The 24,330-nt window shown below is 70.3% G+C and carries 20 protein-coding genes and 2 pseudogenes; 17 read left to right on the top strand and 5 right to left on the bottom strand.

Going from position 1 to position 24,330, the window contains the following annotated elements; all coding sequences use genetic code 11:
• The first annotated feature begins 4 nt into the window (after positions 1-4).
• The 14 genes from ACWCXB_RS26890 (at position 5) to ACWCXB_RS26825 (ending at position 16,074) form a co-directional block, all read left to right on the top strand.
• Positions 5-559 carry a NuoB/complex I 20 kDa subunit family protein gene (locus ACWCXB_RS26890; RefSeq protein WP_003998928.1) on the top strand — a complete coding sequence of 185 codons (555 nt, stop codon included), beginning with the start codon at positions 5-7 and terminating at the stop codon, positions 557-559.
• The gene (locus tag ACWCXB_RS26885; RefSeq protein WP_450726263.1) at positions 556-1,296 is read left to right on the top strand and encodes an NADH-quinone oxidoreductase subunit C; all 741 of its coding nucleotides are present in this window, start codon (positions 556-558) and stop codon (positions 1,294-1,296) included. Before ACWCXB_RS26890 ends, ACWCXB_RS26885 begins: the two co-directional genes overlap by 4 nt.
• Positions 1,293-2,615, top strand: a complete 1,323-nt coding sequence (locus tag ACWCXB_RS26880; protein WP_450726261.1) for an NADH-quinone oxidoreductase subunit D — start codon at positions 1,293-1,295, stop codon at positions 2,613-2,615. Before ACWCXB_RS26885 ends, ACWCXB_RS26880 begins: the two co-directional genes overlap by 4 nt.
• A gap of 17 nt (positions 2,616-2,632) precedes the next feature.
• Positions 2,633-3,439, top strand: a complete 807-nt coding sequence (gene nuoE, locus ACWCXB_RS26875) for an NADH-quinone oxidoreductase subunit NuoE (RefSeq protein ID WP_450726410.1) — start codon at positions 2,633-2,635, stop codon at positions 3,437-3,439.
• Complete coding sequence (gene nuoF / locus ACWCXB_RS26870; RefSeq protein ID WP_450726259.1) at positions 3,439-4,809, top strand: NADH-quinone oxidoreductase subunit NuoF; 1,371 nt, start codon at positions 3,439-3,441, stop codon at positions 4,807-4,809. Before nuoE ends, nuoF begins: the two co-directional genes overlap by 1 nt.
• Complete coding sequence (locus ACWCXB_RS26865) at positions 4,806-7,352, top strand: NADH-quinone oxidoreductase subunit G (protein ID WP_450726258.1); 2,547 nt, start codon at positions 4,806-4,808, stop codon at positions 7,350-7,352. The genes nuoF and ACWCXB_RS26865 overlap by 4 nt, the downstream gene beginning before the upstream one ends.
• 79 nt (positions 7,353-7,431) lie before the next feature.
• Positions 7,432-8,805 carry an NADH-quinone oxidoreductase subunit NuoH gene (gene nuoH, locus ACWCXB_RS26860; protein WP_450726256.1) on the top strand — a complete coding sequence of 458 codons (1,374 nt, stop codon included), beginning with the start codon at positions 7,432-7,434 and terminating at the stop codon, positions 8,803-8,805.
• The gene (gene nuoI / locus ACWCXB_RS26855; protein WP_450726254.1) at positions 8,798-9,400 is read left to right on the top strand and encodes an NADH-quinone oxidoreductase subunit NuoI; all 603 of its coding nucleotides are present in this window, start codon (positions 8,798-8,800) and stop codon (positions 9,398-9,400) included. Before nuoH ends, nuoI begins: the two co-directional genes overlap by 8 nt.
• Positions 9,397-10,275 carry an NADH-quinone oxidoreductase subunit J gene (locus ACWCXB_RS26850; protein WP_450726253.1) on the top strand — a complete coding sequence of 293 codons (879 nt, stop codon included), beginning with the start codon at positions 9,397-9,399 and terminating at the stop codon, positions 10,273-10,275. Before nuoI ends, ACWCXB_RS26850 begins: the two co-directional genes overlap by 4 nt.
• On the top strand, positions 10,272-10,571 hold the full coding sequence (gene nuoK / locus ACWCXB_RS26845; RefSeq protein WP_450726251.1) for an NADH-quinone oxidoreductase subunit NuoK: 300 nt from the start codon (positions 10,272-10,274) through the stop codon (positions 10,569-10,571). Before ACWCXB_RS26850 ends, nuoK begins: the two co-directional genes overlap by 4 nt.
• Positions 10,572-10,587: 16 nt before the next feature.
• Positions 10,588-12,534, top strand: coding sequence for an NADH-quinone oxidoreductase subunit L (nuoL, locus tag ACWCXB_RS26840; protein WP_450726250.1), 1,947 nt, complete (start codon positions 10,588-10,590; stop codon positions 12,532-12,534).
• A 4-nt stretch (positions 12,535-12,538) separates the two neighbouring features.
• A complete protein-coding gene (locus tag ACWCXB_RS26835; RefSeq protein ID WP_450726248.1) occupies positions 12,539-14,134 on the top strand; it encodes an NADH-quinone oxidoreductase subunit M in 1,596 nt (531 codons plus the stop codon).
• Complete coding sequence (gene nuoN / locus ACWCXB_RS26830) at positions 14,131-15,780, top strand: NADH-quinone oxidoreductase subunit NuoN (protein ID WP_450726246.1); 1,650 nt, start codon at positions 14,131-14,133, stop codon at positions 15,778-15,780. Before ACWCXB_RS26835 ends, nuoN begins: the two co-directional genes overlap by 4 nt.
• A gap of 144 nt (positions 15,781-15,924) precedes the next feature.
• Positions 15,925-16,074, top strand: coding sequence for a hypothetical protein (locus ACWCXB_RS26825; RefSeq protein ID WP_450726245.1), 150 nt, complete (start codon positions 15,925-15,927; stop codon positions 16,072-16,074).
• Positions 16,075-16,204: 130 nt separating this feature from the next.
• Here the strand turns inward: ACWCXB_RS26825 and ACWCXB_RS26820 are convergent, their stop codons facing one another.
• Positions 16,205-17,002 (bottom strand): DUF4190 domain-containing protein, encoded by a 798-nt coding sequence (locus ACWCXB_RS26820; protein WP_450726244.1) that lies wholly within the window; start codon positions 17,000-17,002, stop codon positions 16,205-16,207.
• Between the two features lie 153 nt (positions 17,003-17,155).
• Between ACWCXB_RS26820 and ACWCXB_RS26815 the strand changes: the two genes are divergently transcribed.
• Entirely contained in the window at positions 17,156-17,452 is a 297-nt protein-coding gene (locus tag ACWCXB_RS26815) for a hypothetical protein (RefSeq protein ID WP_450726243.1), read from the top strand.
• Here ACWCXB_RS26815 and ACWCXB_RS26810 read toward each other — a convergent pair.
• The 4 genes and pseudogenes from ACWCXB_RS26810 to ACWCXB_RS26795 form a co-directional block, all read right to left on the bottom strand.
• Positions 17,430-17,573, bottom strand: a pseudogene (locus tag ACWCXB_RS26810) (hypothetical protein); the annotation flags it as partial. The gene ACWCXB_RS26815 and the pseudogene ACWCXB_RS26810 sit on opposite strands and share 23 nt — an antisense overlap.
• A 26-nt stretch (positions 17,574-17,599) precedes the next feature.
• Positions 17,600-17,853: pseudogene (locus tag ACWCXB_RS26805) on the bottom strand (GntR family transcriptional regulator); the annotation flags it as partial.
• 119 nt (positions 17,854-17,972) lie between these two features.
• Positions 17,973-19,202, bottom strand: coding sequence for a fumarylacetoacetase (gene fahA, locus ACWCXB_RS26800; protein WP_450726241.1), 1,230 nt, complete (start codon positions 19,200-19,202; stop codon positions 17,973-17,975).
• Positions 19,203-19,396: 194 nt separating this feature from the next.
• On the bottom strand, positions 19,397-21,439 hold the full coding sequence (locus ACWCXB_RS26795) for a CocE/NonD family hydrolase (RefSeq protein WP_450726409.1): 2,043 nt from the start codon (positions 21,437-21,439) through the stop codon (positions 19,397-19,399).
• A 303-nt stretch (positions 21,440-21,742) separates the two neighbouring features.
• Between ACWCXB_RS26795 and ACWCXB_RS26790 the strand changes: the two genes are divergently transcribed.
• Positions 21,743-22,753: a polyprenyl synthetase family protein gene (locus tag ACWCXB_RS26790; protein ID WP_450726239.1), complete on the top strand. Its 1,011-nt coding sequence runs from the start codon at positions 21,743-21,745 to the stop codon at positions 22,751-22,753.
• A 221-nt stretch (positions 22,754-22,974) separates the two neighbouring features.
• The gene (locus tag ACWCXB_RS26785) at positions 22,975-24,231 is read left to right on the top strand and encodes a LolA family protein (protein WP_450726238.1); all 1,257 of its coding nucleotides are present in this window, start codon (positions 22,975-22,977) and stop codon (positions 24,229-24,231) included.
• Positions 24,232-24,330: the final 99 nt, after the last annotated feature.

The following is a 24,330-nucleotide window of genomic DNA, read 5'->3' as shown; positions in this document are numbered from 1 at the left end:
ACCAATGGGACTCGAAGAGAAACTTCCGAGCGGCTTTCTGCTGACCACCGTCGAACAGGCCGCGGGCTGGGTGCGCAAGGCGTCCGTCTTCCCCGCCACCTTCGGCCTGGCCTGCTGCGCCATCGAGATGATGACGACCGGCGCAGGGCGGTACGACCTGGCCCGCTTCGGGATGGAGGTCTTCCGCGGCTCCCCGCGGCAGGCCGATCTGATGATCGTCGCCGGGCGGGTGAGCCAGAAGATGGCGCCCGTCCTGCGCCAGGTCTACGACCAGATGCCCAATCCCAAGTGGGTGATCTCCATGGGGGTTTGCGCATCCTCGGGCGGGATGTTCAACAATTACGCGATTGTGCAGGGTGTTGACCACATTGTTCCCGTTGACATCTATTTGCCGGGCTGCCCTCCGCGGCCGGAGATGCTGATGGACGCGATCCTCAAGCTCCACCAGAAGATCCAGACCTCCAAGCTCGGCGTGAACGCGGAAGAAGCGGCCCGCGAGGCGGAGGAAGCGGCTCTCAAGGCGCTCCCGACGATCGAGATGAAGGGGCTGCTGCGATGAGCGACGCACGCGACGACCAGCCGAACCCCGAGAAGGAGCTCAGCGCGCAGAACCTGCCGGGCCAGCGCGGCGAGTACGGCGAGGAGATCCGCGTCCAGCGCGGCATGTTCGGGGCCAACAACGGCGGCGACACCTCCGGCTACGACGGGCTCGTCCGCTCCGTCCGCCTGCCCGGCGCGGCAACGCGCCCCTACGGCGGCTGGTTCGACGAGGTCGCCGACGAGCTCGAGGGCGCCCTTGAGGAGCAGGACCTCCTTCCCGAGAGCGCGATCGAGAAGACCGTCGTCGACCGCGGCGAGCTCACCTTCCACATCACCCGCGAGCACCTCGTCCGCGTCGCCAGGACCCTGCGCGACGACCCGGCGCTGCGCTTCGAGCTCTGTACGGGCGTGAGCGGCGTCCACTACCTCGGCGACAAGGGCCGCGAGCTGCACGCCGTCTACCACCTGCGCTCGATCACCCATGGCCGGCTGATCCGCCTGGAGGTCAGCGCCCCGGACACGGACCCGCACATTCCGTCGCTCGTCGAGATCTATCCGACCAACGACTGGCACGAGCGCGAGACCTACGACTTCTTCGGCCTGATCTTCGACGGCCACCCCGCCCTCACCCGGATCATGATGCCGGACGACTGGCAGGGCTTCCCGCAGCGCAAGGACTACCCCCTCGGCGGCATCCCCGTCGAGTACAAGGGCGCCCAGATCCCGGCTCCGGACCAGCGGAGGTCGTACTCATGACAACCCCAGCGGCTTCCGCACGCGAGACGACCGAGGGGACTGTATATACAGTCACCGGCGGCGACTGGGACGAGGTCGTCCAGACCGCGGCCAAGGCGGACGACGAGCGCATTGTCGTCAACATGGGTCCGCAGCACCCGTCCACCCATGGAGTGCTCCGCCTCATCCTGGAGATCGACGGCGAGACCGTCACCGAGGCCCGCTGCGGCATCGGCTATCTGCACACCGGCATCGAGAAGAACCTCGAGTACCGGACCTGGACGCAGGGCACCACCTTCGTCACGCGCATGGACTACCTGACGCCGTTCTTCAACGAGACGGCGTACTGCCTCGCGGTCGAGAAACTGCTCGGCATCGAGGACCAGATCCCGGACCGGGCGACGATCATCCGCGTCCTGCTGATGGAGCTCAACCGGCTCTCCTCGCACCTGGTGTGCATCGCCACCGGCGGCATGGAGCTCGGCGCCACCACGATCATGATCTACGGATTCCGTGATCGTGAACTCATTCTCGACATCTACGAACTCATCACCGGCCTGCGGATGAACCACGCGTACATCCGCCCCGGCGGCCTCGCCCAGGACCTGCCCCCGGGCGCCGTGGACCAGATCCGCGAGTTCGTGAAGAAGATGAAGAAGAACCTTCCCGAGTACGACAAGCTCGCCACCGGGAACCCGATCTTCAAGGGCCGGATGCAGGACATCGGCTATCTCGACCTGGCCGGCTGCATGGCGCTCGGCGCGACAGGACCGATCCTGCGCTCCACCGGCCTCCCGCACGACCTGCGCAAGACCGACCCGTACTGCGGCTACGAGACGTACGACTTCGACGTCCCGACCGCCGACACCTGCGACGCCTACGGCCGCTTCCTCATCCGTCTCGAGGAGATGCGCCAGTCGCTGCGGATCGTCGAGCAGTGCCTGGACCGGCTCGCCCCGGGACCGGTCATGGTCGAGGACAAGAAGATCGCCTGGCCCGCGCAGCTCGCCCTCGGACCGGACGGACTCGGCAACTCCCTCGACCACATCAAGAAGATCATGGGCACCTCCATGGAGGCCCTGATCCACCACTTCAAGCTGGTGACCGAGGGCTTCCGGGTCCCGGCCGGGCAGGCGTACGCGGCCGTCGAATCGCCCAAGGGCGAGCTCGGCGTCCATGTCGTCTCCGACGGCGGCACCCGCCCCTACCGGGTCCACTTCCGCGACCCGTCCTTCACCAATCTGCAGGCCATGGCGGCGATGTGCGAGGGCGGCCAGGTCGCCGACGTCATCGTCGCCGTCGCATCCATCGACCCCGTGATGGGAGGCGTCGACCGGTGACAGACGTATCGCTCGGGATGCCACAGCTCCCCGCCCCCGAATATCCGGCGGAGGTGCGCGAGCGGCTGGCGGCGGATGCCAAGGAGATCATCGGCCGCTACCCGGACAGCCGGTCCGCACTGCTGCCCCTGCTGCACCTCGTGCAGTCGGAGGAGGGCTATGTCACCCGCACCGGGATGCGGTTCTGCGCGGACATGCTGGAGCTGACGACGGCGGAGGTCACGGCCGTCGCCACCTTCTACACCATGTACCGGCGCAAGCCCTCCGGCGACTACCAGGTGGGGGTCTGCACCAACACGCTCTGCGCGGTGATGGGCGGCGACGCCATCTTCTCGGAGCTGAAGGAACACCTCGGCGTCGGCAACGGAGAGACCACCGACGACGGCAGGATCACCCTTGAGCACATCGAGTGCAACGCGGCCTGCGACTTCGCTCCCGTCGTGATGGTCAACTGGGAGTTCTTCGACAACCAGACCCCCGAGTCCGCGCGGCAGCTCGTCGACGACCTGCGGGCCGGACAGACCGTCGAACCCACCCGCGGCGCCCCCCTGTGCACCTTCAAGGAGACCGCGCGCATGCTGGCCGGCTTCCCCGACCGGCGCCCCGGCGCCGTCGAGGCGACCGGCGGCGCGGGCCCGGCCTCCCTGATCGGGCTCCGCCTCGCCAAGGGCGAGACGCCTCACCCCCGTGTCGTCCACCCGCGCGGCTCCGCCCCGCAGGGCGACTCGCCCGCCGACCACCTCAGCTCGCACGACGCGCCGCAGCAGACGTCCGCATCCGACCCGGACCACCCTGCGGGCCCCGTAACCGAGGAGGGGGAGTGATGACCGTGTCCACCGAGTACGGGGCCGAGGCCGGCGGCGAGACCAGCCCCGAGAAGCTGCTCGCTCCCGTCCTGTCCGCCTTCTGGGACGAGTCCGAGTCCTGGACGCTGGAGACGTACCGGCGCCACGAGGGCTACCAGGGCCTGCGCAAGGCCCTCGCGATGGCCCCGGACGACCTCATCGCGTACGTCAAGGACTCCGGGCTGCGCGGCCGCGGCGGAGCCGGCTTCCCCACCGGAATGAAATGGCAGTTCATTCCCCAGGGCGACGGCAAGCCGCACTACCTCGTGGTCAACGCCGACGAATCGGAGCCGGGGACCTGCAAGGACATCCCGCTCCTCTTCGCCAACCCGCACTCCCTCATCGAGGGCATCGTGATCGCCTGCTACGCGATCCGGTCCAACCACGCCTTCATCTATCTGCGCGGCGAGGTCGTGCCCGTACTGCGCAGGCTGCACGAGGCCGTGCGTGAGGCGTACGAGGCCGGCTACCTCGGCACGAACATCCTCGGCAGCGGACTCGACCTCGAAGTCACCGTGCACGCCGGCGCGGGCGCGTACATCTGCGGTGAGGAGACCGCACTGCTCGACTCGCTGGAGGGCCGGCGCGGCCAGCCCCGGCTGCGTCCCCCCTTCCCCGCGGTCGCCGGTCTGTACGCGTGCCCCACTGTGGTGAACAACGTCGAGTCCATCGCGTCCGTTCCCGCGATCCTGAACCGGGGCAAGGACTGGTTCAGGTCGATGGGCAGCGAGAAGTCCCCGGGCTTCACGCTCTACTCGCTCAGCGGCCATGTCGCCCAGCCCGGCCAGTACGAGGCCCCGCTCGGCATCACCCTGCGCCAACTGCTCGACATCAGCGGCGGAATGCGCCCCGGCCACCGGCTGAAGTTCTGGACCCCGGGCGGCTCCTCCACCCCGATGTTCACCGACGAGCACCTCGATGTCCCGCTGGACTACGAGGGCGTGGGCGCCGCCGGATCGATGCTGGGCACCAAGGCGCTGCAGTGCTTCGACGAGACGACCTGTGTCGTACGGGCCGTCACGCGCTGGACCGAGTTCTACGCCCACGAGTCCTGCGGCAAGTGCACGCCCTGCCGCGAAGGCACCTACTGGCTCGTCCAGTTGCTCCGTGCCATCGAAAGCGGGGCGGGCTCCATGAGCGACCTCGACAAGCTCAACGACATCGCCGACAACATCAACGGCAAGTCGTTCTGCGCCCTCGGTGACGGTGCCGCCTCGCCGATCTTCTCGTCGCTCAAGTACTTCCGCGACGAGTACGAGCAGCACATCCGCGGCAAGGGCTGCCCCTTCGACCCGGCCGCGTCCACCGCATGGGCGGACAAGGACAAGCACCTGGAGGTGAACGCATGACTGTGACGACAAGCGGCGCTCCCTCCGGGGGCGGCGAGGCCGCGGTCCCGCCCGAGGACCTGGTCACCCTGACCATCGACGGCATCGAGATCTCCGTGCCCAAGGGCACCCTGGTCATCCGCGCCGCCGAACTGCTCGGCATCGAGATCCCCCGGTTCTGCGACCACCCCCTCCTCGACCCCGCCGGCGCCTGCCGGCAGTGCATCGTCGAGGTCGAGGGCCAGCGCAAGCCGATGGCGTCCTGCACCATCACCTGCACCGACGGCATGGTCGTCAGGTCGCAGCTCACCTCGCCCGTCGCCGAGAAGGCGCAGAAGGGCGTGATGGAGCTGCTGCTCATCAACCACCCCCTCGACTGCCCGGTCTGCGACAAGGGCGGCGAGTGCCCGCTGCAGAACCAGGCCGTCTCGCACGGCCAGGCCGACTCCCGCTTCGAGGGCAAGAAGCGGACGTACGAGAAGCCGGTCAACATCTCCACGCAGGTGCTGCTCGACCGCGAGCGCTGCGTGCTGTGCGCGCGTTGCACCCGCTTCTCGAACCAGATCGCGGGCGACCCGATGATCGAGCTGCTCGAGCGAGGCGCGCTCCAGCAGGTCGGCACGGGCGAGGGCGACCCCTTCGAGTCGTACTTCTCCGGGAACACCATCCAGATCTGCCCGGTCGGCGCGCTGACCTCGGCGGCGTACCGGTTCCGTGCCCGCCCCTTCGACCTCGTCTCGTCGCCGTCCGTCTGCGAGCACTGCGCGGGCGGCTGCGCGACCCGCACCGACCACCGGCGCGGCAAGGTCATGCGGCGGCTCGCCGCCAACGACCCCGAGGTCAACGAGGAGTGGATCTGCGACAAGGGGCGGTTCGCCTTCCGCTACGCCCAGCAGCGCGACCGGCTCACCACTCCGTTCGTCCGCAACCGGGACAGCGGTGAGCTGGAGCCGGCGAGCTGGCCGGAGGCCCTGGAGGCCGCGGCCGCCGGGCTGGCGGCGGCGCGCGGCCGGGCAGCGGTGCTGACCGGCGGCCGGCTCACGGTCGAGGACGCTTACGCGTACGCCAAGTTCGCCCGGGTCGCCCTCGACACCAACGACGTCGACTTCCGGGCGCGCGTGCACTCCTCGGAGGAGGCCGACTTCCTGGCCTCGTCGGTCGCGGGACGCGGGCGGGACCTTGGGGGCACCTCCCAGGCCGGAGGCTCTGGGGGACGTTCCGGGGTCACGTACACCTCGCTGGAGAAGGCTCCGGCCGTGCTGCTCGCGGGCTTCGAGTCCGAGGAGGAGGCCCCCGGCGTCTTCCTGCGGCTGCGCAAGGCCTCCCGCAAGCACGGGCAGCGGACCTTCGCCCTCGCCACGCACGCGACGCGCGGGCTGACGAAGTCCGGGGGCGTGCTGCTCCCCGCGGCACCCGGCACCGAGACCGAGTGGCTGGACGCGTTGGCGTCCGGCACCGGGCTCGACGGGGACGCGGCCGCGGCCGCCGAGGCGCTGCGCGCCGCGGGGGCCGTGATCGTCGTCGGCGAGCGGCTCGCCGCAGTACCGGGCGCCCTGACGGCGGCGGTACGGGCGGCGACCGCTACCGGCGCCGAGCTGGTGTGGATCCCGCGCCGGGCCGGCGAGCGCGGCGCGGTCGAGGCGGGCGCCATCCCGTCGCTGCTGCCCGGCGGCCGCCCGGCCACCGACCCGCGGGCCCGCGAGGAGACCGCGGCGGCCTGGGGCGTGCGGGAACTCCCGCACCGCTACGGCCGCGACACCGGCCAGATCGTCGAGGCCGCGGTCACCGGCGAACTGGGTGCCCTGGTCGTCGCGGGCGTCGAGGTCGCCGATCTGCCCGACCCCGCACGCGCACGCGAGGCGCTCGACGCGGTCGGCTTCCTGGTGGCCCTGGAGCTGAGGCCGACCGAGGTCACCGCGCGGGCCGACGTGGTCTTCCCGGTCGCGGCCGTCGCCGAGAAGTCCGGCACCTTCCTCAACTGGGAAGGCAGGGCCCGGATGTTCGAGGCCGCGCTCAAGCCCGACCAGATGACCCGTTCGCTCGCGCCGACCGACGCGCGGGTGCTGCACATGCTCGCCGACGCCCTGGACGTACACCTCGCCCTGCCGGACCTTCGGTCCGTACGGCGCGAGATGGACCGGCTCGGCGCGTGGGGCGGGCCGAGGGCGAGCGAGCCCACCGAGTCCGCCCGGCCGCTGCCCCGCCCCGCCGAGGGCGAGGCGGTCCTCGCCGGCCACCGGATGCTGCTCGACCAGGGGCTGCTCCAGGAGGGCGACGAGGCGCTGGCCGGGACCCGGCACGCCGCGGTCGCCCGCCTCTCCGCCGCCACCGCGGCCGAGACCGGAGTCAAGGACGGCGATGCCCTCGCCGTCACCGGACCCGCCGGTTCCGTACACCTCCCGCTCCAGGTGACCGAGATGCCCGACCGGGTGGTCTGGCTCCCGCTCAACTCGACGGGCGGCGGTGTGCTGAGCGACACGGGCGTCCGCCCCGGCGAACTGGTCCGCATCGGCCCTGCGGCGCCGAAGGCCGCCGCGCTCGACGCACCGGAGGCGCAGTCGTGACCGAGTTCTCCCGCAGCCATCCGGTTCCGGTGCTGTGCACCGAGAGCCGTACGGCCCTCCCCGTACCGGAGGTGCACGTATGAACACGGCACTCCTCGCCGCCGAGGACCTCTCGATGTTCGGGCGGGACCCCTGGTGGCTCGTCGTCATCAAGGCGGTCTTCTGCTTCGCCTTCCTGATGCTGACCGTGCTGTTCTCCATCGTGTGGGAGCGCAAGGTCGTCGCCTGGATGCAGCTGCGCATCGGGCCCAACCGGCACGGCCCCTGGGGCCTCCTCCAGTCCCTCGCGGACGGCGTCAAGCTGATGCTCAAGGAGGACGTGATCGTCAAACGCGCGGACAAGGTGGTCTACGTCCTCGCGCCGATCGTCGCCGCGATCCCGGCCTTCATGGCGATCGCCGTGATCCCCTTCGGCCCCGCGGACAACGAGATCTCGATCTTCGGCCAGCGGACCACGATGCAGCTGACCGACCTGCCGATCGCGATGCTCTACATCCTCGCGGTCGCCTCGGTCGGCATCTACGGCATCGTGCTGGCCGGCTGGTCGTCCGGCTCGACGTACCCGCTGCTCGGCGGACTGCGCTCCTGCGCGCAGATGATCTCGTACGAGATCGCCATGGGCGCCGCCTTCGCCTCGGTCTTCCTCTACTCCGGGTCGATGTCGACCTCGACGATCGTCGAGGCGCAGGCGGACCGCTGGTACATCCTGCTGCTGCCGGTCTCGTTCCTGATCTACATCGTGACGATGGTCGGCGAGACGAACCGGGCCCCGTTCGACATGCCGGAGTCCGAGGGCGACCTGGTCGGCGGCTTCAACACCGAGTACTCGTCGATCAAGTTCGCGCTGTTCATGCTCGCCGAGTACGTCAACATGGTCACCGTCTCGGCGGTCTCGGTCACTCTCTTCCTGGGCGGCTGGCGGGCCCCGTACCCGATCAGCACCTTCTGGGAGGGCGCGAACCACGGCTGGTGGCCGATGCTCTGGTTCGTCATCAAGGTGCAGCTGCTGCTGTTCTTGTTCATCTGGCTGCGCGGCACGCTCCCGCGCGTCCGCTACGACCAGCTGATGAAGCTCGGCTGGAAGGTGCTCATTCCGGTCTCGGTCGTCTGGCTGATGCTCGTCGCGACCGTGCGGGCGCTGCGCAACGAGGGCCAGGACTTCTCGCAGATCGTGCTGTACGTCGGCGGCGCGGTCCTCGCCGTACTGCTGCTGTCCTTCGTCGCCGATCTCTTCCGCGGCAGGAAGGAACAGGCCGAAGAAGCCGAGAAGGCGGCCGCGCCCAGGGAGTTCGACCCGATGGCGGGCGGATTCCCGGTGCCGCCGCTGCCCGGGCAGGAGTTGCCGCCCGTGCCGCGCAGGCGGCCGCGCCGCGACCGCGAGTTGATTGTCAGTGGTGGCATGAATACTGACAGTGACGGCCCTCGTGACGGAAAGGAGGCTGACGGTGTCTGAGCGATCCGAGGAATCCGAGAGCAAGTTCCAGAACCCGGTTGCCGGCTTCGGCGTGACCTTCAAGGCCATGTTCAAGAAGCGGCTGACCGAGCAGTACCCGGAGCAGCAGAAGACGACGGCGCCGCGCTTCCACGGCCGGCACCAGCTCAACCGGCACCCGGACGGGCTGGAGAAGTGCGTCGGCTGCGAGCTGTGCGCCTGGGCCTGTCCCGCGGACGCCATCTATGTGGAGGGCGCGGACAACACGGACGAGGAGCGCTACTCGCCGGGCGAGCGGTACGGGCGGGTCTACCAGATCAACTACGCCCGCTGCATTCTGTGTGGGCTGTGCATCGAGGCCTGCCCGACCCGCGCGCTCACGATGACCAACGAGTTCGAGCTCGCCGACAGCTCCCGAGAGAACCTGATCTACACCAAGGAGCAGCTGCTCGCGGGACTCGAGCCGGGCATGGTCGACACGCCGCACGCGATCTACCCCGGCATGGACGAGCAGGACTACTACCGAGGCCTGGTCACCGAGGCCGCGCCGGGTACGGAGCCCCAGGTCGCCGCCTCCAAGGGCGAGAAGCCCGAGGACGAGGAGGTCGACGCATGAGCGCCACGCTCGCCGCGGCCGCCTCGACCGGAGAGGCGGTCCAGTTCTGGATCCTGGGCACCGTCGCCGTCATCGGTGCGCTGGGCACCGTCCTGATGAAGAAGGCCGTGCACAGCGCGCTGTGCCTCGCCGGGACGATGATCGTCCTGGCGGTCTTCTATCTGGCCAACGGGGCGTACTTCCTGGGCATCGTCCAGATCGTCGTCTACACCGGCGCGATCATGATGCTGTTCCTCTTCGTGGTCATGCTCGTCGGTGTCACGGCCGCGGACTCCCTCAAGGAGACGATCAAGGGCCAGCGCTGGTGGGCCGCGCTCTGCGGACTCGGCTTCGGCGTCCTGCTGATCGCCGGTATCTCCAACGCCGCGCTGACGTCCGACTCGTTCATCGGCCTCGGCCAGGCCAACGCGGGCGGCAATGTCGAGGGCATCGCCGCCCTCCTCTTCACCCAGTACGTCTTCGCCTTCGAAATCACCGGCGCGCTGCTCATCTCGGCGGCCGTCGGCGCCATGGTGCTCACCCACCGCGAGCGCACCGAGCGCGCCAGGACCCAGCGGGAGCTTTCCGAGCAGCGGGTGCGCGAGGGCAAGCACCTGCCGCCGCTGCCCGCGCCCGGTGTGTACGCCCGGCACAACGCGGTGGACATCGCGGGTCTGCTCCCGGACGGCACGGCATCCGAGCTCACCGTCAGCAAGACGCTGCGCGCACGCGGTCAGATCCGCGATGTGTCGAGCGAGGCGCTGAACGACCTCAAGGCGCTGGAGCAGCGCTCGGAGGCGCGACTCGGCCGGGACCAGGACGAGACCCGGTACAAGGGCCTCGACAAGGACCGGGACGGGGAGCACGACAGGGACGGACAGGAGGTCAGCCAGTGAACCCGGTCAACTACCTCTATCTCGCCGCCCTGTTGTTCACCATCGGCGCGGCGGGCGTGCTGATCAGGCGGAACGCGATCGTGGTCTTCATGTGCGTCGAGCTCATGCTCAACGCCTGCAACCTCTCGTTCGTGGCCTTCTCCCGGATGCACGGCAACCTCGACGGCCAGATCATCGCGTTCTTCACGATGGTCGTCGCCGCCGCGGAGGTCGTGGTCGGGCTCGCGATCATCGTGTTGCTGTTCCGTTCCCGCCACTCGGCCTCGGTCGACGACGCCAGCCTGATGAAGCTGTAAGGGGCGCTAGAACGACATGAACGCAGAGAACCTGATTGCGCTGCTGATCGCGGCGCCCCTGCTCGGAGCCGCCCTGCTGCTGTGCGGGGGGCGCCGGCTCGACCGTACGGGCCACTGGATCGGCACGCTGCTCGCCGCCGTCTCCTTCGTCATCGGTGTCGTGCTCTTCGCCGACATGCTGGGCAGGCCTGGCGAGGACCGGACCATGTCCCAGTATCTGTACAGCTGGATCCCGGTCGAGGGCTTCCAGGCGGATGTCGCCTTCCAGCTCGACCAGCTGTCGATGACCTTCGTCCTGCTCATCACCGGTGTCGGCTCGCTCATCCATCTGTACTCGGTCGGGTACATGGAGCACGACGAGCGCCGCCGCCGCTTCTTCGGCTACCTCAACCTGTTCCTCGCGGCGATGCTCCTGCTGGTCCTCGCCGACAACTACCTGCTGCTGTACGTCGGGTGGGAGGGCGTCGGCCTCGCCTCGTACCTGCTCATCGGCTTCTGGCAGCACAAGCCCAGCGCCGCGACCGCGGCGAAGAAGGCCTTCCTGGTCAACCGGGTCGGCGACATGGGCCTGTCGATCGCGATCATGGTGATGTTCACGACTTTCGGGACCTTCACCTTCGGCCCGGTATTCGGGGCCGTCGATGAGGTTTCGGAGGGCACGCTGACGGCCATCGGGCTGCTGCTCCTGCTCGCCGCCTGCGGCAAGTCCGCCCAGGTGCCGCTGCAGTCCTGGCTCGGGGACGCGATGGAGGGCCCGACTCCGGTCTCGGCCCTGATCCACGCGGCGACGATGGTGACCGCCGGTGTGTATCTGATCGTCCGCTCCGGCGTCATCTTCAATGGCGCGCCCGATGCACAGCTCGTCGTCACCGTCGTCGGTGCGGTCACGCTCCTCTTCGGTGCGATCGTCGGTTGCGCGAAGGACGACATCAAGAAGGCACTGGCCGGTTCGACGATGTCGCAGATCGGCTACATGATCCTGGCCGCCGGCCTCGGCCCCATCGGATACGCCTTCGCGATCATGCACCTGGTGACGCACGGCTTCTTCAAGGCCGGGCTCTTCCTCGGCGCCGGTTCGGTCATGCACGGCATGAACGACGAGGTGGACATGAGGAGGTACGGCGGCCTTCGGAGGTACATGCCGATCACCTTCGTCACCTTCGGCCTCGGCTACCTCGCGATCATCGGCTTCCCGGGCCTGTCCGGGTTCTTCTCCAAGGACAAGATCATCGAGGCGGCCTTCGCCAAGGGCGGCACGGAGGGCTGGATCCTCGGCGGCGCCGCCCTGCTGGGCGCCGCGATCACCGCGTACTACATGACGCGCGTAATGATCCTGACGTTCTTCGGCGAGAAGCGCTGGCAGCCCGCCCCCGACCCGGACAAGACGCCCAGTGTCGAGCCCGGCATCGAGGTGCACCCGGGCGAGATGCCGCATCCGCACGAGTCGCCGAGGACCATGACCCTGCCGATGATCGTGCTCGCCTTCGGGTCGGTCTTCGCGGGCGGACTGTTCTCGTTCAACGAGGCGTTCGTGAAGTGGCTCGAGCCGGTCACCAGCTTCGAGCACGGCCACCCGCCGATCAGCGCGGGCGCGGTGACGGCCTCCACGGTCGCCGTGATGGTCATCGGCGTCGCGCTCGCCTACGCGCAGTACGGACGCCGCCCGGTCCCGGTGGTCGCCCCGCGCGGCTCGCTCCTCACCCGGGCCGCCCGCCGCGACCTCCTCCAGGACGACTTCAACCACATCGTCCTGGTCCGCGGCGGCGAGCACCTCACCCGCTCGCTCGTGTACGTGGACCACACCCTGGTCGACGGAGTCGTCAACGGCACGGCGGCGTCCTTCGGCGGACTGTCCGGCCGGCTCCGCAAGGTGCAGAACGGCTACGCCCGCTCCTACGCGGTCTCGATGTTCGGAGGTGCGGCGGTGCTGATCGCCGCGACCCTGCTGATGAGGGCGGTGTAACCACATGTCGTTCCCCCTCCTGACCGCGACGGCGGCGCTCCCGGCGATCGGTGCGATCGCCACGGCCGCCGTCCCGGCCGGCCGGCGCGCGGCCGCCAAATGGCTGGCGCTGCTCGTCTCGCTCGGCACGCTCGTGCTGGCGGCGATCGTGGGCGCCCGGTTCGACCCGGCCGGCGCCCGCTATCAACTCACCGAATCCCACGCCTGGATCAAGGACTTCGGTGTCCGGTACGAGCTGGGCGTGGACGGGATCGCGGTGGCGCTGATCGCGCTGACCGCGGTGCTGATCCCGTTCGTGATCCTGGCCGGCTGGCACGACGCCGACCCCCTGGAAGTGTCCGACGGCGACTCCGTCGCGGGGCAGTCGAAGCGCTGGCGGCCGACGCAGGGCTTCTTCGCCCTGATCCTGTCCGTCGAGGCGATGGTGATCCTCTCCTTCGAGGCCACCGACGTCTTCCTCTTCTACATCCTCTTCGAAGCCATGCTCATCCCGATGTACTTCCTCATCGGCGGCTTCGGGGACCGTGCTCATGCGGGCAGCGAGGAGAACGCGGCGGCCCAGCGCTCGTACGCCGCGGTGAAGTTCCTGCTCTACAACCTGGCCGGCGGACTGATCATGCTGGCCGCGGTCATCGGGCTCTATGTCGTCGCCGGCAACTTCTCCCTCACCGAGATCGCCGAGGCCCGGGCCAACGGGCAGCTCGACATGGCGACCAACACCGAGCGGCTGCTGTTCCTCGGCTTCTTCTTCGCCTTCGCGGTGAAGGCGCCGCTGTGGCCGCTGCACACCTGGCTGCCCAACGCGATGGGTGAGGCGACCGCTCCGGTCGCCGTGCTGATCACGGCCGTGGTCGACAAGGTCGGCACCTTCGCGATGCTCCGCTTCTGCCTCGGGCTGTTCCCGGAGGCCTCGGAGTGGGCGACGCCGGCGATCCTGGTGCTGGCGCTGATCAGCATCGTGTACGGCGCCCTGCTCGCGGTGGGCCAGCGGGACATCAAGCGCCTGGTCGCGTACGCGTCGATCTCGCACTTCGGCTTCATCATCATGGGCATCTTCGCGATGACCAGCCAGGGCCAGTCCGGCGCGACCCTGTACATGGTCAACCACGGGATCTCGACGGCCGCGCTGATGCTGGTCGCAGGCTTCCTGATCTCGCGGCGCGGCTCGCGGCTCATCGCCGACTACGGCGGGGTGCAGAAGGTCGCCCCGGTCCTCGCCGGCACCTTCCTCATCGGCGGTCTGGCGACCCTGTCGCTGCCGGGGCTCGCGCCTTTCGTGAGTGAGTTCCTGGTTCTGGTCGGCACGTTCACCCGCTATCCGGTGGTCGGCATCATCGCGACCTTCGGCATCGTGCTCGCCGCGCTCTACACCCTGGTCCTCTACCAGCGGACGATGACCGGCCCGGTGAAGGAGGAGGTGCGGACCCTGCCGGATCTGCGACTGCGTGAGCTGTTGGTGGTCACCCCGCTGATCGCGTTGCTGATCTTCCTCGGCGTCTACCCGAAGCCGTTGACGGAGATCGTCAACCCGGCCGTGGAGCACACCATGTCCGACGTCCAGAAGCAGGACCCCCGGCCCGATGTGGAGGCGGCCAAGTGAGCACGACAGCTGTCCACAGCCTGTGGACAACGGCAGCCGAGCCGCTGGACAAGATCCCGGCCCCGCACATCGAGTACGCACAGCTCGCCCCCACGCTCATCGTGGTCGGCGCGGCGGTCGTCGGTGTGCTGGTCGAGGCCCTCGTCCCGCGCAAGGGCCGCTACTACGCGCAGGTGTTCCTCTCCGTCGTCGCGCTGGCCGCCGCGTTCGGCGCGGTGGTCGGACTCGCCGCCGGCGGATACGGCTCCACCAAGGCGCACATCGCGGCGATGGGCGCCGTCGCTGTGGACGGGCCCGCGCTGTTCCTGCAGGGCACCATCCTGCTGGCATCGCTGGTCGCGATCTTCACCTTCGCCGAGCGGCGGCTCGACCCGGAGGCGCACGGGAAGCGCGTCGACTCGTTCGCCGCGCAGGCCGCGTCCGTACCGGGCAGCGACAGCGAAAAGGCCGCGGTCAAGGCCGGGTTCACCACCACCGAGGTGTTCCCGCTGGCCCTCTTCGCCATCTCCGGGATGCTCGTCTTCCCCGCGGCGAACGACCTGCTGACGCTTTTCGTCGCGCTCGAGGTCTTCTCCCTGCCGCTGTACCTCCTCTGCGCCCTGGCCCGCCGCAAGCGGCTCATGTCGCAGGAGGCCGCGGTGAAGTACTTCCTGCTCGGCGCGTTCTCGTCGGCGTTCCTGCTCTTCGGTATCGCGCTGCTGTACGGGTATGCGGGCTCCGTCTCGTACGCGCGGATCGCCGATGTCGTCGACGGCACCGTCCAGACCATCGACCCCGCGCTCGCCTCCACGATGGGCAACGACGCACTGCTGCTCATCGGCGGCGCGATGATCCTGATGGGGTTGCTCTTCAAGGTCGGCGCGGTGCCGTTCCACATGTGGACGCCCGACGTCTACCAGGGCGCGCCGACCCCGGTCACCGGCTTCATGGCGGCGGCCACGAAGGTCGCGGCGTTCGGCGCGCTGCTCCGGCTGCTGTACGTGGTGCTGCCGGGGCTGAGCTGGGACTGGCGGCCGGTCATGTGGGCGGTCGCGATCGTCACCATGCTGGGCGGCGCGATCATCGCGATCACCCAGACAGACATCAAGCGGCTGCTGGCGTACTCGTCGATCGCGCACGCCGGGTTCATCCTGGCCGGTGTCATCGCGTTCACGCCGGACGGTGTCTCGTCCGTGCTCTTCTACCTCCTCGCGTACTCGTTCGTGACGATCGGGGCGTTCGCCGTCGTCACGCTCGTACGGGACGCGGGCGGAGAGGCCACGCACCTGTCCAAGTGGGCGGGTCTCGGGCGGCGTTCGCCGCTCGTGGCCGCGGTCTTCGCCGTGTTCCTGCTGGCCTTCGCGGGTATCCCGCTGACGTCGGGCTTCTCCGGGAAGTTCGCGGTCTTCAAGGCGGCGGCGGAGGGCGGCGCGGGCGCGCTGGTCGTGATCGGTGTGATCTCGTCCGCGATCGCCGCGTTCTTCTACATCCGGGTCATCGTGCTGATGTTCTTCAGCGAGCCCTCGCCCGAGGGCCCGACGGTCGCCGTGCCGTCGCTGTTCACATCGACGACGATCGTGGTGGGTGTCGCGGTCACGCTGGTGCTGGGTGTGGCGCCGCAGTACTTCCTGGATCTGGCGGGGCAGGCGAGCGTGTTCGTCCGGTAGCCCGCGGACACGATCATGCCGAAGGCCCGGCGTCTCCTCGGGGGAGACACCGGGCCTTCTGCCTGCCCGAGAGCGCGGGCCGGGCCGCCCGAAGAGGACTACGCTCGATCACGGGGAGGAGCTGGCGGGTCAAGGAGGATCGTCATGATCGACCAGTACCAGTACCCCGAGTACACCACTCCCTCGCAGGCCGAGGGCGAGGACCCCGAATCGACCGAGGAGCAGCACCCCGACGTCGACCGGACGACTCCCTCCCAGGCCGAGGGCGAGCGGACGGCGGACGACGAGACCTGACCGACGACAGGCCCTGGAGTCCGGGTAACCGCACGGGCGAATCCCGTGCCGGCCTCTCGGTCCGTGTCCTACGGCCCGGCCCCGGCTCCGGACCGGCGGCTCAGGAACCGGCGGCTCAGGAACCGGCGGCTCAGGAACCGGCGGCGCGGACCGAGCCGGTGCTCGAGCCGCTGGTGTCGCCCAGGAAGCAGGTGACCTCGCGGTCGCCGAGGGTCCAGCCGGCGGACTGCGGGTGGTAGTAGTACACCTCGAGCGTCTCCGGGAGCTTCGCGGCGTCGCCCACGTAGTCGGTGAGCGGCGTGCCGGCGCACTTCTCCTCGGCGATCGAGATGACCTTCTCCGTACCCGGGTACGGCCCGTCCTCCAGGTCGAAGACGGCGTATGCCTCCCCCTCGTGAGACTGGTCGCAGGGCACGATGCGCACCGAGAAGGAGGCCTGGCCGCCGTCCTTGTCCCCGTACTCCGCCAGATCGTCGTCCGTGTTGAAGCAGTCTCCCTCGCGGATGTCCTGCACGTCGCTGGAGCCCGGGCTGGTGACCTGGCCACTGGTGTCGCGCTTCGGCTCGGGGCCGTCGTCGAGCGCTCCGGAGAGTCCGAGGATCAGCACGAGCGCGTAGAACGCGATGGTCGCGCTGTGGATGGCGATGGCGGCGATGGCAAAGCCCTTGCCCTTCTCGCCGCGGTTGCGGATCTGGGAGAGGGCGATGATGCCGAGGATCAGCGGGACCAGTGGCAGCGCGCAGACGATCGACATGACGAACGCCACGACGGCCAGCGTGTTGGTCTTCTGCGGCGGCGCTGCGTACCAGCCCTGCGGGCCGCCGTACGGCCCGGGCTGCCCCGGCTGTCCGTACGGTCCCTGCTGTCCGTACGGGCCCGGCTGCGGGTACGGCTCCGGGGACGTCGGCGGTTGCGGCGGTATGGACATGCGCGTGGCGCTCCTTGTACAGAGGGTGAGACCGCAACCTACAGCCCGGCGGCGACACCGTGGACAGCCGGGTGGCCCCGCCCCGGGCAACCCGCGATCAAGGTCCGGCGTCCTCCAGGGCGCCGGACCTTCATCGTGGATACGGGGGACAACATGGACGCTCCAGCAGCGCAGGCAGCACAGCACCGGAGTCCGAGCACCGCCGACACCTGGCCGGCGGTGCTGCTGCTGCCGGCCCTCCTGCTGCTGAGGTTCCTCGGCGAGCACGCCTGGGCCTACTGGACCGCGGCGGTCATCGGCGTACTGGGGCTGATCGGCGCCGCCGTCGAGATCACCGGGGCGGTCGGCCATCTGCGGCACGGGCGTCGGCCGTGGGCCGCGGCCTGGGTCCTGTTCGCGCTGGTGTCAGGAGTGCTGGTCCTGGTGCTCAGGCTGGCCGAGCACTGGTGACGCTCCGGGCCGCGTAGGCCCGTACGTCGTCGTCCGGCTCCCGCAGGGCCGGCTCCGCGGGCAGCGTCTCGACGAGTTCGCGCAGTGAGTCCGCCGCGGCCGCCCGCACCGCCGGATCCGGGTCGGCCGGCGCGTGGCCGGCGCCGGACCCGTGCCCTCCGGGGCGAGTTGCTCGGTGCGGAGCAGGTCGAGGGCCTGGCGCACGGTGTTGCGGCCGGCGCCGTAGTCGCGGCCGATGGTGCCCTCGTGGGGCAAAGTGCCGCTGGGGAAGCCGCCAGTGATGATCTGGGGCGGAGCAGATCGGCGAGCTGCCGGGCCCGGTCGGCACGCAGTCGGCGACGCCGGGCGGCGACGGTGGTCGCTCCCTGTCCGGCGTGGTCTCGGATGCGCTCGGCGGGCAGGCGTCGGACGATACCGACGCATGCCCGCCGATGGTGTTGCGGCAGTGTTGCGCCACTGTGCGAGGCCGAAGGTGCGCCTTCGAGCTGCGGTTATGCGGTTGTCGATGAAAGATCTGCCACTAGTCGGCGGCGGGTGCGATCCGGCCGGTGACCTCACCGAGGCCGACCCGTACGCCGTCGGGACCCGGCGCCCACGCGGTCATCGTGACCTCGTCGCCGTCCTCCAGGAACGTCCGCTTCCCGTACGGCAGCTCCAGCGGGTCCCGCCCGTTCCAGGTGAGCTCCAGGAGGGAGCCGCGCTGGTGGACCTCGGGGCCGCTGACCGTGCCGGAGCCGTACAGGTCGCCGGTGCGCAGCGAGGCGCCGTTGACGGTCATGTGCGTCAGCTGCTGGGCGGCCGTCCAGTACATCGTGGCGAACGGCGGCTCGCTGACGATCTGTCCGTTGATGGTGACGGAGATACGGAGGTCGAAGCCGCCGGGCTCCTCCTCGCCGGAGTCGTCCAGATAGGGGAGTACGGGCACGTCGCGCGCGGGCGGTGCGACGCGGGCGGCGTCGAGGGCCTCCAGCGGGGTGACCCAGGCGGAGACGGAGGTGGCGAAGGACTTGCCGAGGAACGGGCCGAGGGGAACGTACTCCCAGGCCTGGATGTCCCGCGCGGACCAGTCGTTGAGGAGCTGCAGCCCGAACACATGGTCGCGGAAGGCGGACACGGGGACGGGCCGGCCGAGCTCGGAGGGGGTGCCGACGACGAAGCCGACCTCCGCCTCGATGTCCAGCTTGACGGACGGGCCGAAGACGGGTGCCGGGTCGGCGGGCGCCTTGCGCTGGCCTGCGGGCCGGATCACGTCCGTGCCGGAGACGACGACCGTGCCGGAGCGGCCGTGGTATCCGATCGGGATGTGCTTCCAGTTGGGGGTGAGCGGTTCGCCGTCGGGGCGGAAGATGTGTCCGACGTTGGTGGCGTGGTGCTCGCTCGAGTAGAAGTCGACGTAGTCGGCGACCTCGTACGGCAGGTGCAGCGTCACCGCCGACAGGTGGTGCAGCAGCGGCTCGATGTCCTGCCGGTGCGCGGGCACCGTCACCCACGCGGTGAGCGCGCGCCGTACGTCACGCCAGGCCGTGCGGCCCGCAGCGAGCAGCGGGCCCAGACTCGGCTGCGCGAGCAGCGCGGCGTACGGGGAGCCGAGGGTGTACGCCGCCGCTCCCGCGTCGAGCACATGGTCACCGATCCTGACCCCGAGCCGCCGCCGGTCGGGCTCGTCCGCGGTGGTGAAGACGCCGTAGGGGAGGTTGTGCGGGCCGAAGGGGTCCCCCTCGGCCAGATCGAGCGGGCTCTGCTCGGGCATCGGTGCTTGCCTCGCTTTCCACGTGTGTGGGGGACACGTTACGTGGGCGGTGCGCGTGGCGTCAGTGACCGGGGCTCCGCCTGGACCCCGCCGGGGCGCTCTCCGGATCCCGCGCCTCGAACACCGACGGGGCTGCGCACGGGGTCCGGAATTTCCCGTCGCCCGGCCCACCGTGGGCGCCGCAGGGCGCGGGCCTATCCAGCCGTACGCGGGATCCGCTTCTCCCACGTGCGGTGGAAGACGACCTCGTCGCCGTCCCGGCACACCACCTCATCGGCCGTGAGGAAGTGCGCCGCGTCGCAGGCGACTTCGGAGCGCGTCTCGACGCGGACGTCCCAGGCCAGCTCGGGCCGGTGCAGCCGGATCCTCCACTCGGAGCGGCTGTTGGCGGACAGCGGGTCCCGTTCCCGGATCGTGTACGTCTCCAGTGCGTCCTCGGTGAATTCGAGGCCGTCGGGATGGACGCGGGTGCCGCCGAAGCCGGCCGTGGTCTCGAGGCGCCATTCGCCCTTGGCGACATCACGGACGACCAGCCGCTGGGGGCGGGGCTCGTCCAGGGTCACGGGGGTGACGACGCCGAGCGGTTCGGACTGCTCGGGCTCCTCGAAGGCGATCGCGTCGGTCGTGGGGGCGCGGACGGGCAGCTCCAGGGCGGAGCCCTCGGGGGCGAGCGTGAAGCCCGCCGTGCCGGCCCGGGGCCAGATCCACGGCCAGTACGCGGAGGAGACCGACAGCCGGATCCGGTGGCCGGGCGGGAAGGCGTGGCCGATGCCGCTCAGCTCGAAGGTGACGTCCTCGGTGGCGCCGGGCGGCCAGGCGTCGGCCCGGTCGCGGCCGTGCCGGGCCGAGAGGTCGAGCGCGCCGCGGGTGATGAGTGTGGAGGAGCCGTCGGGCGCCACGTCGCAGAGACGGGCGACGGCCTGGCCGAAGGGGACGTCCATCCGGAGGCGCAGCGTCACCCTGGGGCGCCCGAGGATCTCCACCCGGTCGGGGACCGCGAACTCGAAGCTCGCCGACCTCGCGTCCTCGTCGCGCTGGTCGGGCGGCAGGTCGGCGTCGCCGCCGGAGGGCAGATAGCGGCCCGCGTCGAGCCCCGTGTGCTGGGGGGAGTCGACGAGGAGCGGCGGACCCTGGAAGGGGTGCACCACGGGGGTGATGCGCGGCGACGGCCAGGCGTCGTCACCGACCCAGCGGCCCGGCAGTTCGCCGTACGTCGTCGCGGGCGGGTGCGACTCGCCGATCCAGGAGCGCAGCAGCGGCTCGGACATCACGCCGCCCGCGCCGGAGGCGCTGTCGGATTCGGTCGCATCCCGGAGCCAGTGGTCCCACCAGCGCAGCGTCTCCTGGAGGAAGCCGATCGCCGGGCCCGGGGCGAGCCCCCGGTCCGGGTACTGGTGCGACCACGGCCCGATCAGCCCCCGCACCCGCGCCGGGTCGAGGTGCTCGACCAGGCGCAGCACGGTGTCGCGGTGCGGATCGTGCCATCCGCCGACCGCCAGCACCGCCGCCCGGATCGCCCCGTGGTCCTCGCGCACGCTGCCGTCCTGCCAGTACGCGTCGCGCGTCTGGTGCTCCAGCCAGGTGTGGACGAGGGGTTCCAGCGCGTCGAGCCGGTTCAGCCACCTCTCGCGCCACTCGTCGCCCGCGAACAGCGGGTCCGGCGGCCGGGCGGCGAAGGCCAGCATGGCCGCCGACCGGGCGTGCATCTGTTCGGCCAGGACCGATCCGCCGAGGTAGTGCCCCTCGTTGTCGTAGCGGTCGTCGGTCGAGCAGACCGCGACGACCGCCCGCAGCGGCTCGGGCGCGAGCGCCGCGATCCGGAGCGCGAAGGTCCCGCCCCAGGCGATCCCGAACATCCCGACGCGCCCGCTGCACCAGGGCTGCCCGGCGAGCCACTCCACGACGGCCACCCCGTCGGCGAGCTCGGCCGCGGAGTACGCGTCGCCCGGCACGCCCTCGCTGTTCCCGTGGCCGCGCACGTCCACCCGTACGGAGGCGTAACCGTGGCCCGCGTACCAGGGGTGGCGCTGCCAGTCGCGCGGCGCGGTCCGGTCGGTCAGCCGGTCCGGGACGTATTCGAGGAGCACCGGTACGGGCTCATCGGTCAACGGCCGCCAGACCCGCGCGTACAGGTGTGTGCCTCCCCCGGAGCCTTCGGCCCAGGAGGTGCCGGCGGCCACCGGGATGCGGATGTCCTCGTGGCGGGTCTCGTACGGGAAGGACGTGCGGATGCGCATGGGGAACCTCAGGGGAGGACGAGGCGGCGCGCCTGCGCCCGAGCGGGTGACCCGGTCCGCGCGGAAGGCGTGGCCGTCTTCGGGCGGACGCTGCTCGCCGTTCTCGTCGAGTTCGTTCGCGGTTCCGGACAATGGTGTTCCGGACAATGGTGATGCTTCCGGTCGTATGAGTTGATCACGAACATACCGGGGGTGGCGGGAAGGCGCCGCCGGTGATCGAAAGGGGACCGGATACGCTGACTTGAGTGATGACAGCGACACATCGACAATCCGTGTGATCGTCAGCAGACAGGAGTACCTCTCGTGACCGTCGTCGGGCCTTTCGGGCTGAGCGTGCGGGACCAGGCTCTTGAGGCCGATGTCCAGACCGGATTGGCGGCTGTCGAGGCGGGACTGCTCGATGCCACCAAGAGCGAGGTGCCCTTCATCACGGAGGCCGCGCAGCACCTCGTCCGCGCGGGCGGGAAGCGTTTCCGGCCGCTGCTGGTGATGCTGGCGGCGCAGTTCGGTGATCCGTACGCGCCGGGTGTCGTGCCCTCGGCCGTCGTCGTCGAGCTGACGCACCTCGCGACGCTGTACCACGACGACGTGATGGACGAGGCCGAGGTGCGCCGCGGCGTGGCGAGCGCCAACGCCCGCTGGGGCAACTCGCTGGCGGTCCTGACCGGCGACTTCCTCTTCGCCCGCGCCTCGCACATCCTGGCCGACCTGGGCCCCGAGGCCGTACGGATCCAGGCCGAGGCGTTCGAGCGGCTGGTCACTGGCCAGATCCTGGAGACCGCGGGCCCTCGCGACGGCCGTGACCCGGTCGAGCACTATCTCGATGTCATCGGCGGCAAGACGGGTTCGCTGATCGCCGTCTCGGGGCGCTTCGGCGCGATGACGTCCGGCGCCGACGAGGGCATCACCGACATCCTCACCCAGTACGGGGAGCGGCTCGGCGTCGCCTTCCAGCTCGCCGACGACGTACTCGACATCGCCTCCGACTCGCACGAGTCCGGCAAGACCCCGGGCACCGATCTGCGTGAGGGCATCCCCACGCTGCCGGTGCTGAGGCTGCGGGAGCAGGCCGCCGCGCACGGCCGGGCCGAGGACCTGGAGCTGGTCGAACTGCTGGCGGGCGACCTCACGGACGACGCACGGCACGCGGAGGCGCTGGCCAGGCTGCGGGTGCACCCTGCCCTGGAGCAGGCGCGGCGCGACACCGTGCGGTACGCGGAGGAGGCGCGGGCGTTGCTGGCGCCGCTGCCCGGCTGCAGTGCCAAGGCCGCCCTGGAGGAGCTGTGCGACGCGGTGGTGCACCGCGCCGGCTGAGCCCGCGGCCCCGCCTCCTCGCAGGTGGCGGTTCACGTCCTCGGACGTGGTCGGCCGGCGCTGATCACCGGCGACCCCCTACGGGTCGGGGGAGACGGGACGCCTCCGCGTCATACCGCAGCAGTACACGGAGTTGATTCCGCGGGCTGACGCTTCCGGCAGTGCGATTTGGTCAGATGGTGTGGACGGACGACGCCGCTATCACGGAGGTAGGGCACACCATGGCACCGAACGAGAACGCACCGATCACCGAAGAGCCGGGGGAGGTCGGCCCGGCCCGCCGGAGGGCGGCGCGGTACGTCGTCCCGGCCGCGGTGGCCGGCGTTGCCGCGGCGACCATCGGGCTCGTCCCGGCGCTCGCCGCGTCAGGCGACCCCGATCTGCCGAAGATCACGGCACAGGAACTCATCGAGAAGATCGCCGCATCGGATACGCAGCAGCTCTCCGGCACGGTGAAGATCAGCACGGACCTGGGCCTGCCGGACCTGGGCGGCCTGGCGAGCAGCTTCGTACCGGAGGCCGGCAAGGGAACGTCCGGCGCCTCCGCGTCGCCCGACGCCAAGCTGATGGAGCTGGCCTCGGGCACGCACCAGGTGGACGTCGCGGCCGACGGCCCGGACCGGCAGCGGGTGTCGTTCCGGTCCGGCGGCGAGGAGTACAGCGTCACCCACAACGGGGAGGACGTCTGGACGTACGACAGCGCCTCGGACGAGGTCGTCCACGGCAAGGACGACAGCGCTCACGACGGAAAGGCCGAGGGCAGGGACGAGGGCAGGGACGAGGGAGCGCCGAAGGAGCTGCCGACCACGCCCAAGGAGCTCGCCGAAGAGGCGCTGAAGGCCGCGGACGAGACGACCTCCGTGACGGTCGACGGCACGGCCCGTATCGCCGGCCGGGACGCGTACCAGCTGGTCATCAAGCCGAAGCAGAGCGGCTCGACGATCGGCTCCATCAAGGTCGCCGTGGACGCCGAGAACGGCGTACCGCTGAAGTTCACGCTGCTGCCGAGCGACGGCGGCAAGGCGGCCGTCGACGCGGGCTTCACTAGGGTCGACTTCTCGAAGCCGGCCGCGTCCACCTTCGACTTCACGCCGCCGAAGGGCGCGAAGGTCACGGAGGCGGACGAACTGAACACCCGCGAGAAGGACGCACCCAAGTCCCCCGAGGGGCTGGAGGAGTTCGAGGGCCTGGAGGACTTCAGCGGCCTGAACGTCATCGGCAAGGGCTGGACGTCCGTCGCCGAGCTCACCGTCCCGGGCGGCGAGGGCTTCAAGGCGCCGAAGGCCGGCGAGGGAGATGTCCCGCCGGAGGCCGAGAAGTTCCTGGACGCCCTGGGCGACCAGGTGAAGGGCGACTTCGGTACGGGCACGGTCTTCAAGACCCGCCTGGTCAACGCCCTGATGACGGACGACGGCAAGGTCTTCGTCGGCGCGGTCACGCAGGACGCGCTGGTGAAGGCGGCGAACGACGCGAAGTAGTCCGCGGCGCGTCGGTGAGACGGTGCGGGGGGGCCCCCCCCCCGGGGGGGCCCCCCCCGGGGGGGAGGCGGGCGGGGGGGGGGACGGGGGGTGGTGTGT

It is taken from the genome of Streptomyces sp. NPDC001514 (assembly GCF_053597075.1).
The sequence above is the reverse complement of the archived record's forward strand: the minus strand, read 5'-3'. Positions and strand labels throughout refer to the sequence as shown.

Coding starts and splice junctions, on each gene's coding strand:
- ACWCXB_RS26815 (WP_450726243.1), top strand. CDS start 17,156: ATGGACGCTCCAGCAGCGCAGGCAGCACAGCACCGGAGTCCGAGCACC.
- ACWCXB_RS26885 (WP_450726263.1), top strand. CDS start 556: ATGAGCGACGCACGCGACGACCAGCCGAACCCCGAGAAGGAGCTCAGC.
- ACWCXB_RS26825 (WP_450726245.1), top strand. CDS start 15,925: ATGATCGACCAGTACCAGTACCCCGAGTACACCACTCCCTCGCAGGCC.
- ACWCXB_RS26865 (WP_450726258.1), top strand. CDS start 4,806: ATGACTGTGACGACAAGCGGCGCTCCCTCCGGGGGCGGCGAGGCCGCG.
- fahA (WP_450726241.1), bottom strand. CDS start 19,202: ATGCCCGAGCAGAGCCCGCTCGATCTGGCCGAGGGGGACCCCTTCGGC.
- nuoH (WP_450726256.1), top strand. CDS start 7,432: ATGAACACGGCACTCCTCGCCGCCGAGGACCTCTCGATGTTCGGGCGG.
- nuoL (WP_450726250.1), top strand. CDS start 10,588: ATGAACGCAGAGAACCTGATTGCGCTGCTGATCGCGGCGCCCCTGCTC.
- ACWCXB_RS26850 (WP_450726253.1), top strand. CDS start 9,397: ATGAGCGCCACGCTCGCCGCGGCCGCCTCGACCGGAGAGGCGGTCCAG.
- nuoF (WP_450726259.1), top strand. CDS start 3,439: ATGACCGTGTCCACCGAGTACGGGGCCGAGGCCGGCGGCGAGACCAGC.
- ACWCXB_RS26820 (WP_450726244.1), bottom strand. CDS start 17,002: ATGTCCATACCGCCGCAACCGCCGACGTCCCCGGAGCCGTACCCGCAG.
- ACWCXB_RS26795 (WP_450726409.1), bottom strand. CDS start 21,439: ATGCGCATCCGCACGTCCTTCCCGTACGAGACCCGCCACGAGGACATC.
- ACWCXB_RS26785 (WP_450726238.1), top strand. CDS start 22,975: ATGGCACCGAACGAGAACGCACCGATCACCGAAGAGCCGGGGGAGGTC.
- ACWCXB_RS26880 (WP_450726261.1), top strand. CDS start 1,293: ATGACAACCCCAGCGGCTTCCGCACGCGAGACGACCGAGGGGACTGTA.
- ACWCXB_RS26835 (WP_450726248.1), top strand. CDS start 12,539: ATGTCGTTCCCCCTCCTGACCGCGACGGCGGCGCTCCCGGCGATCGGT.
- nuoE (WP_450726410.1), top strand. CDS start 2,633: ATGCCACAGCTCCCCGCCCCCGAATATCCGGCGGAGGTGCGCGAGCGG.
- ACWCXB_RS26890 (WP_003998928.1), top strand. CDS start 5: ATGGGACTCGAAGAGAAACTTCCGAGCGGCTTTCTGCTGACCACCGTC.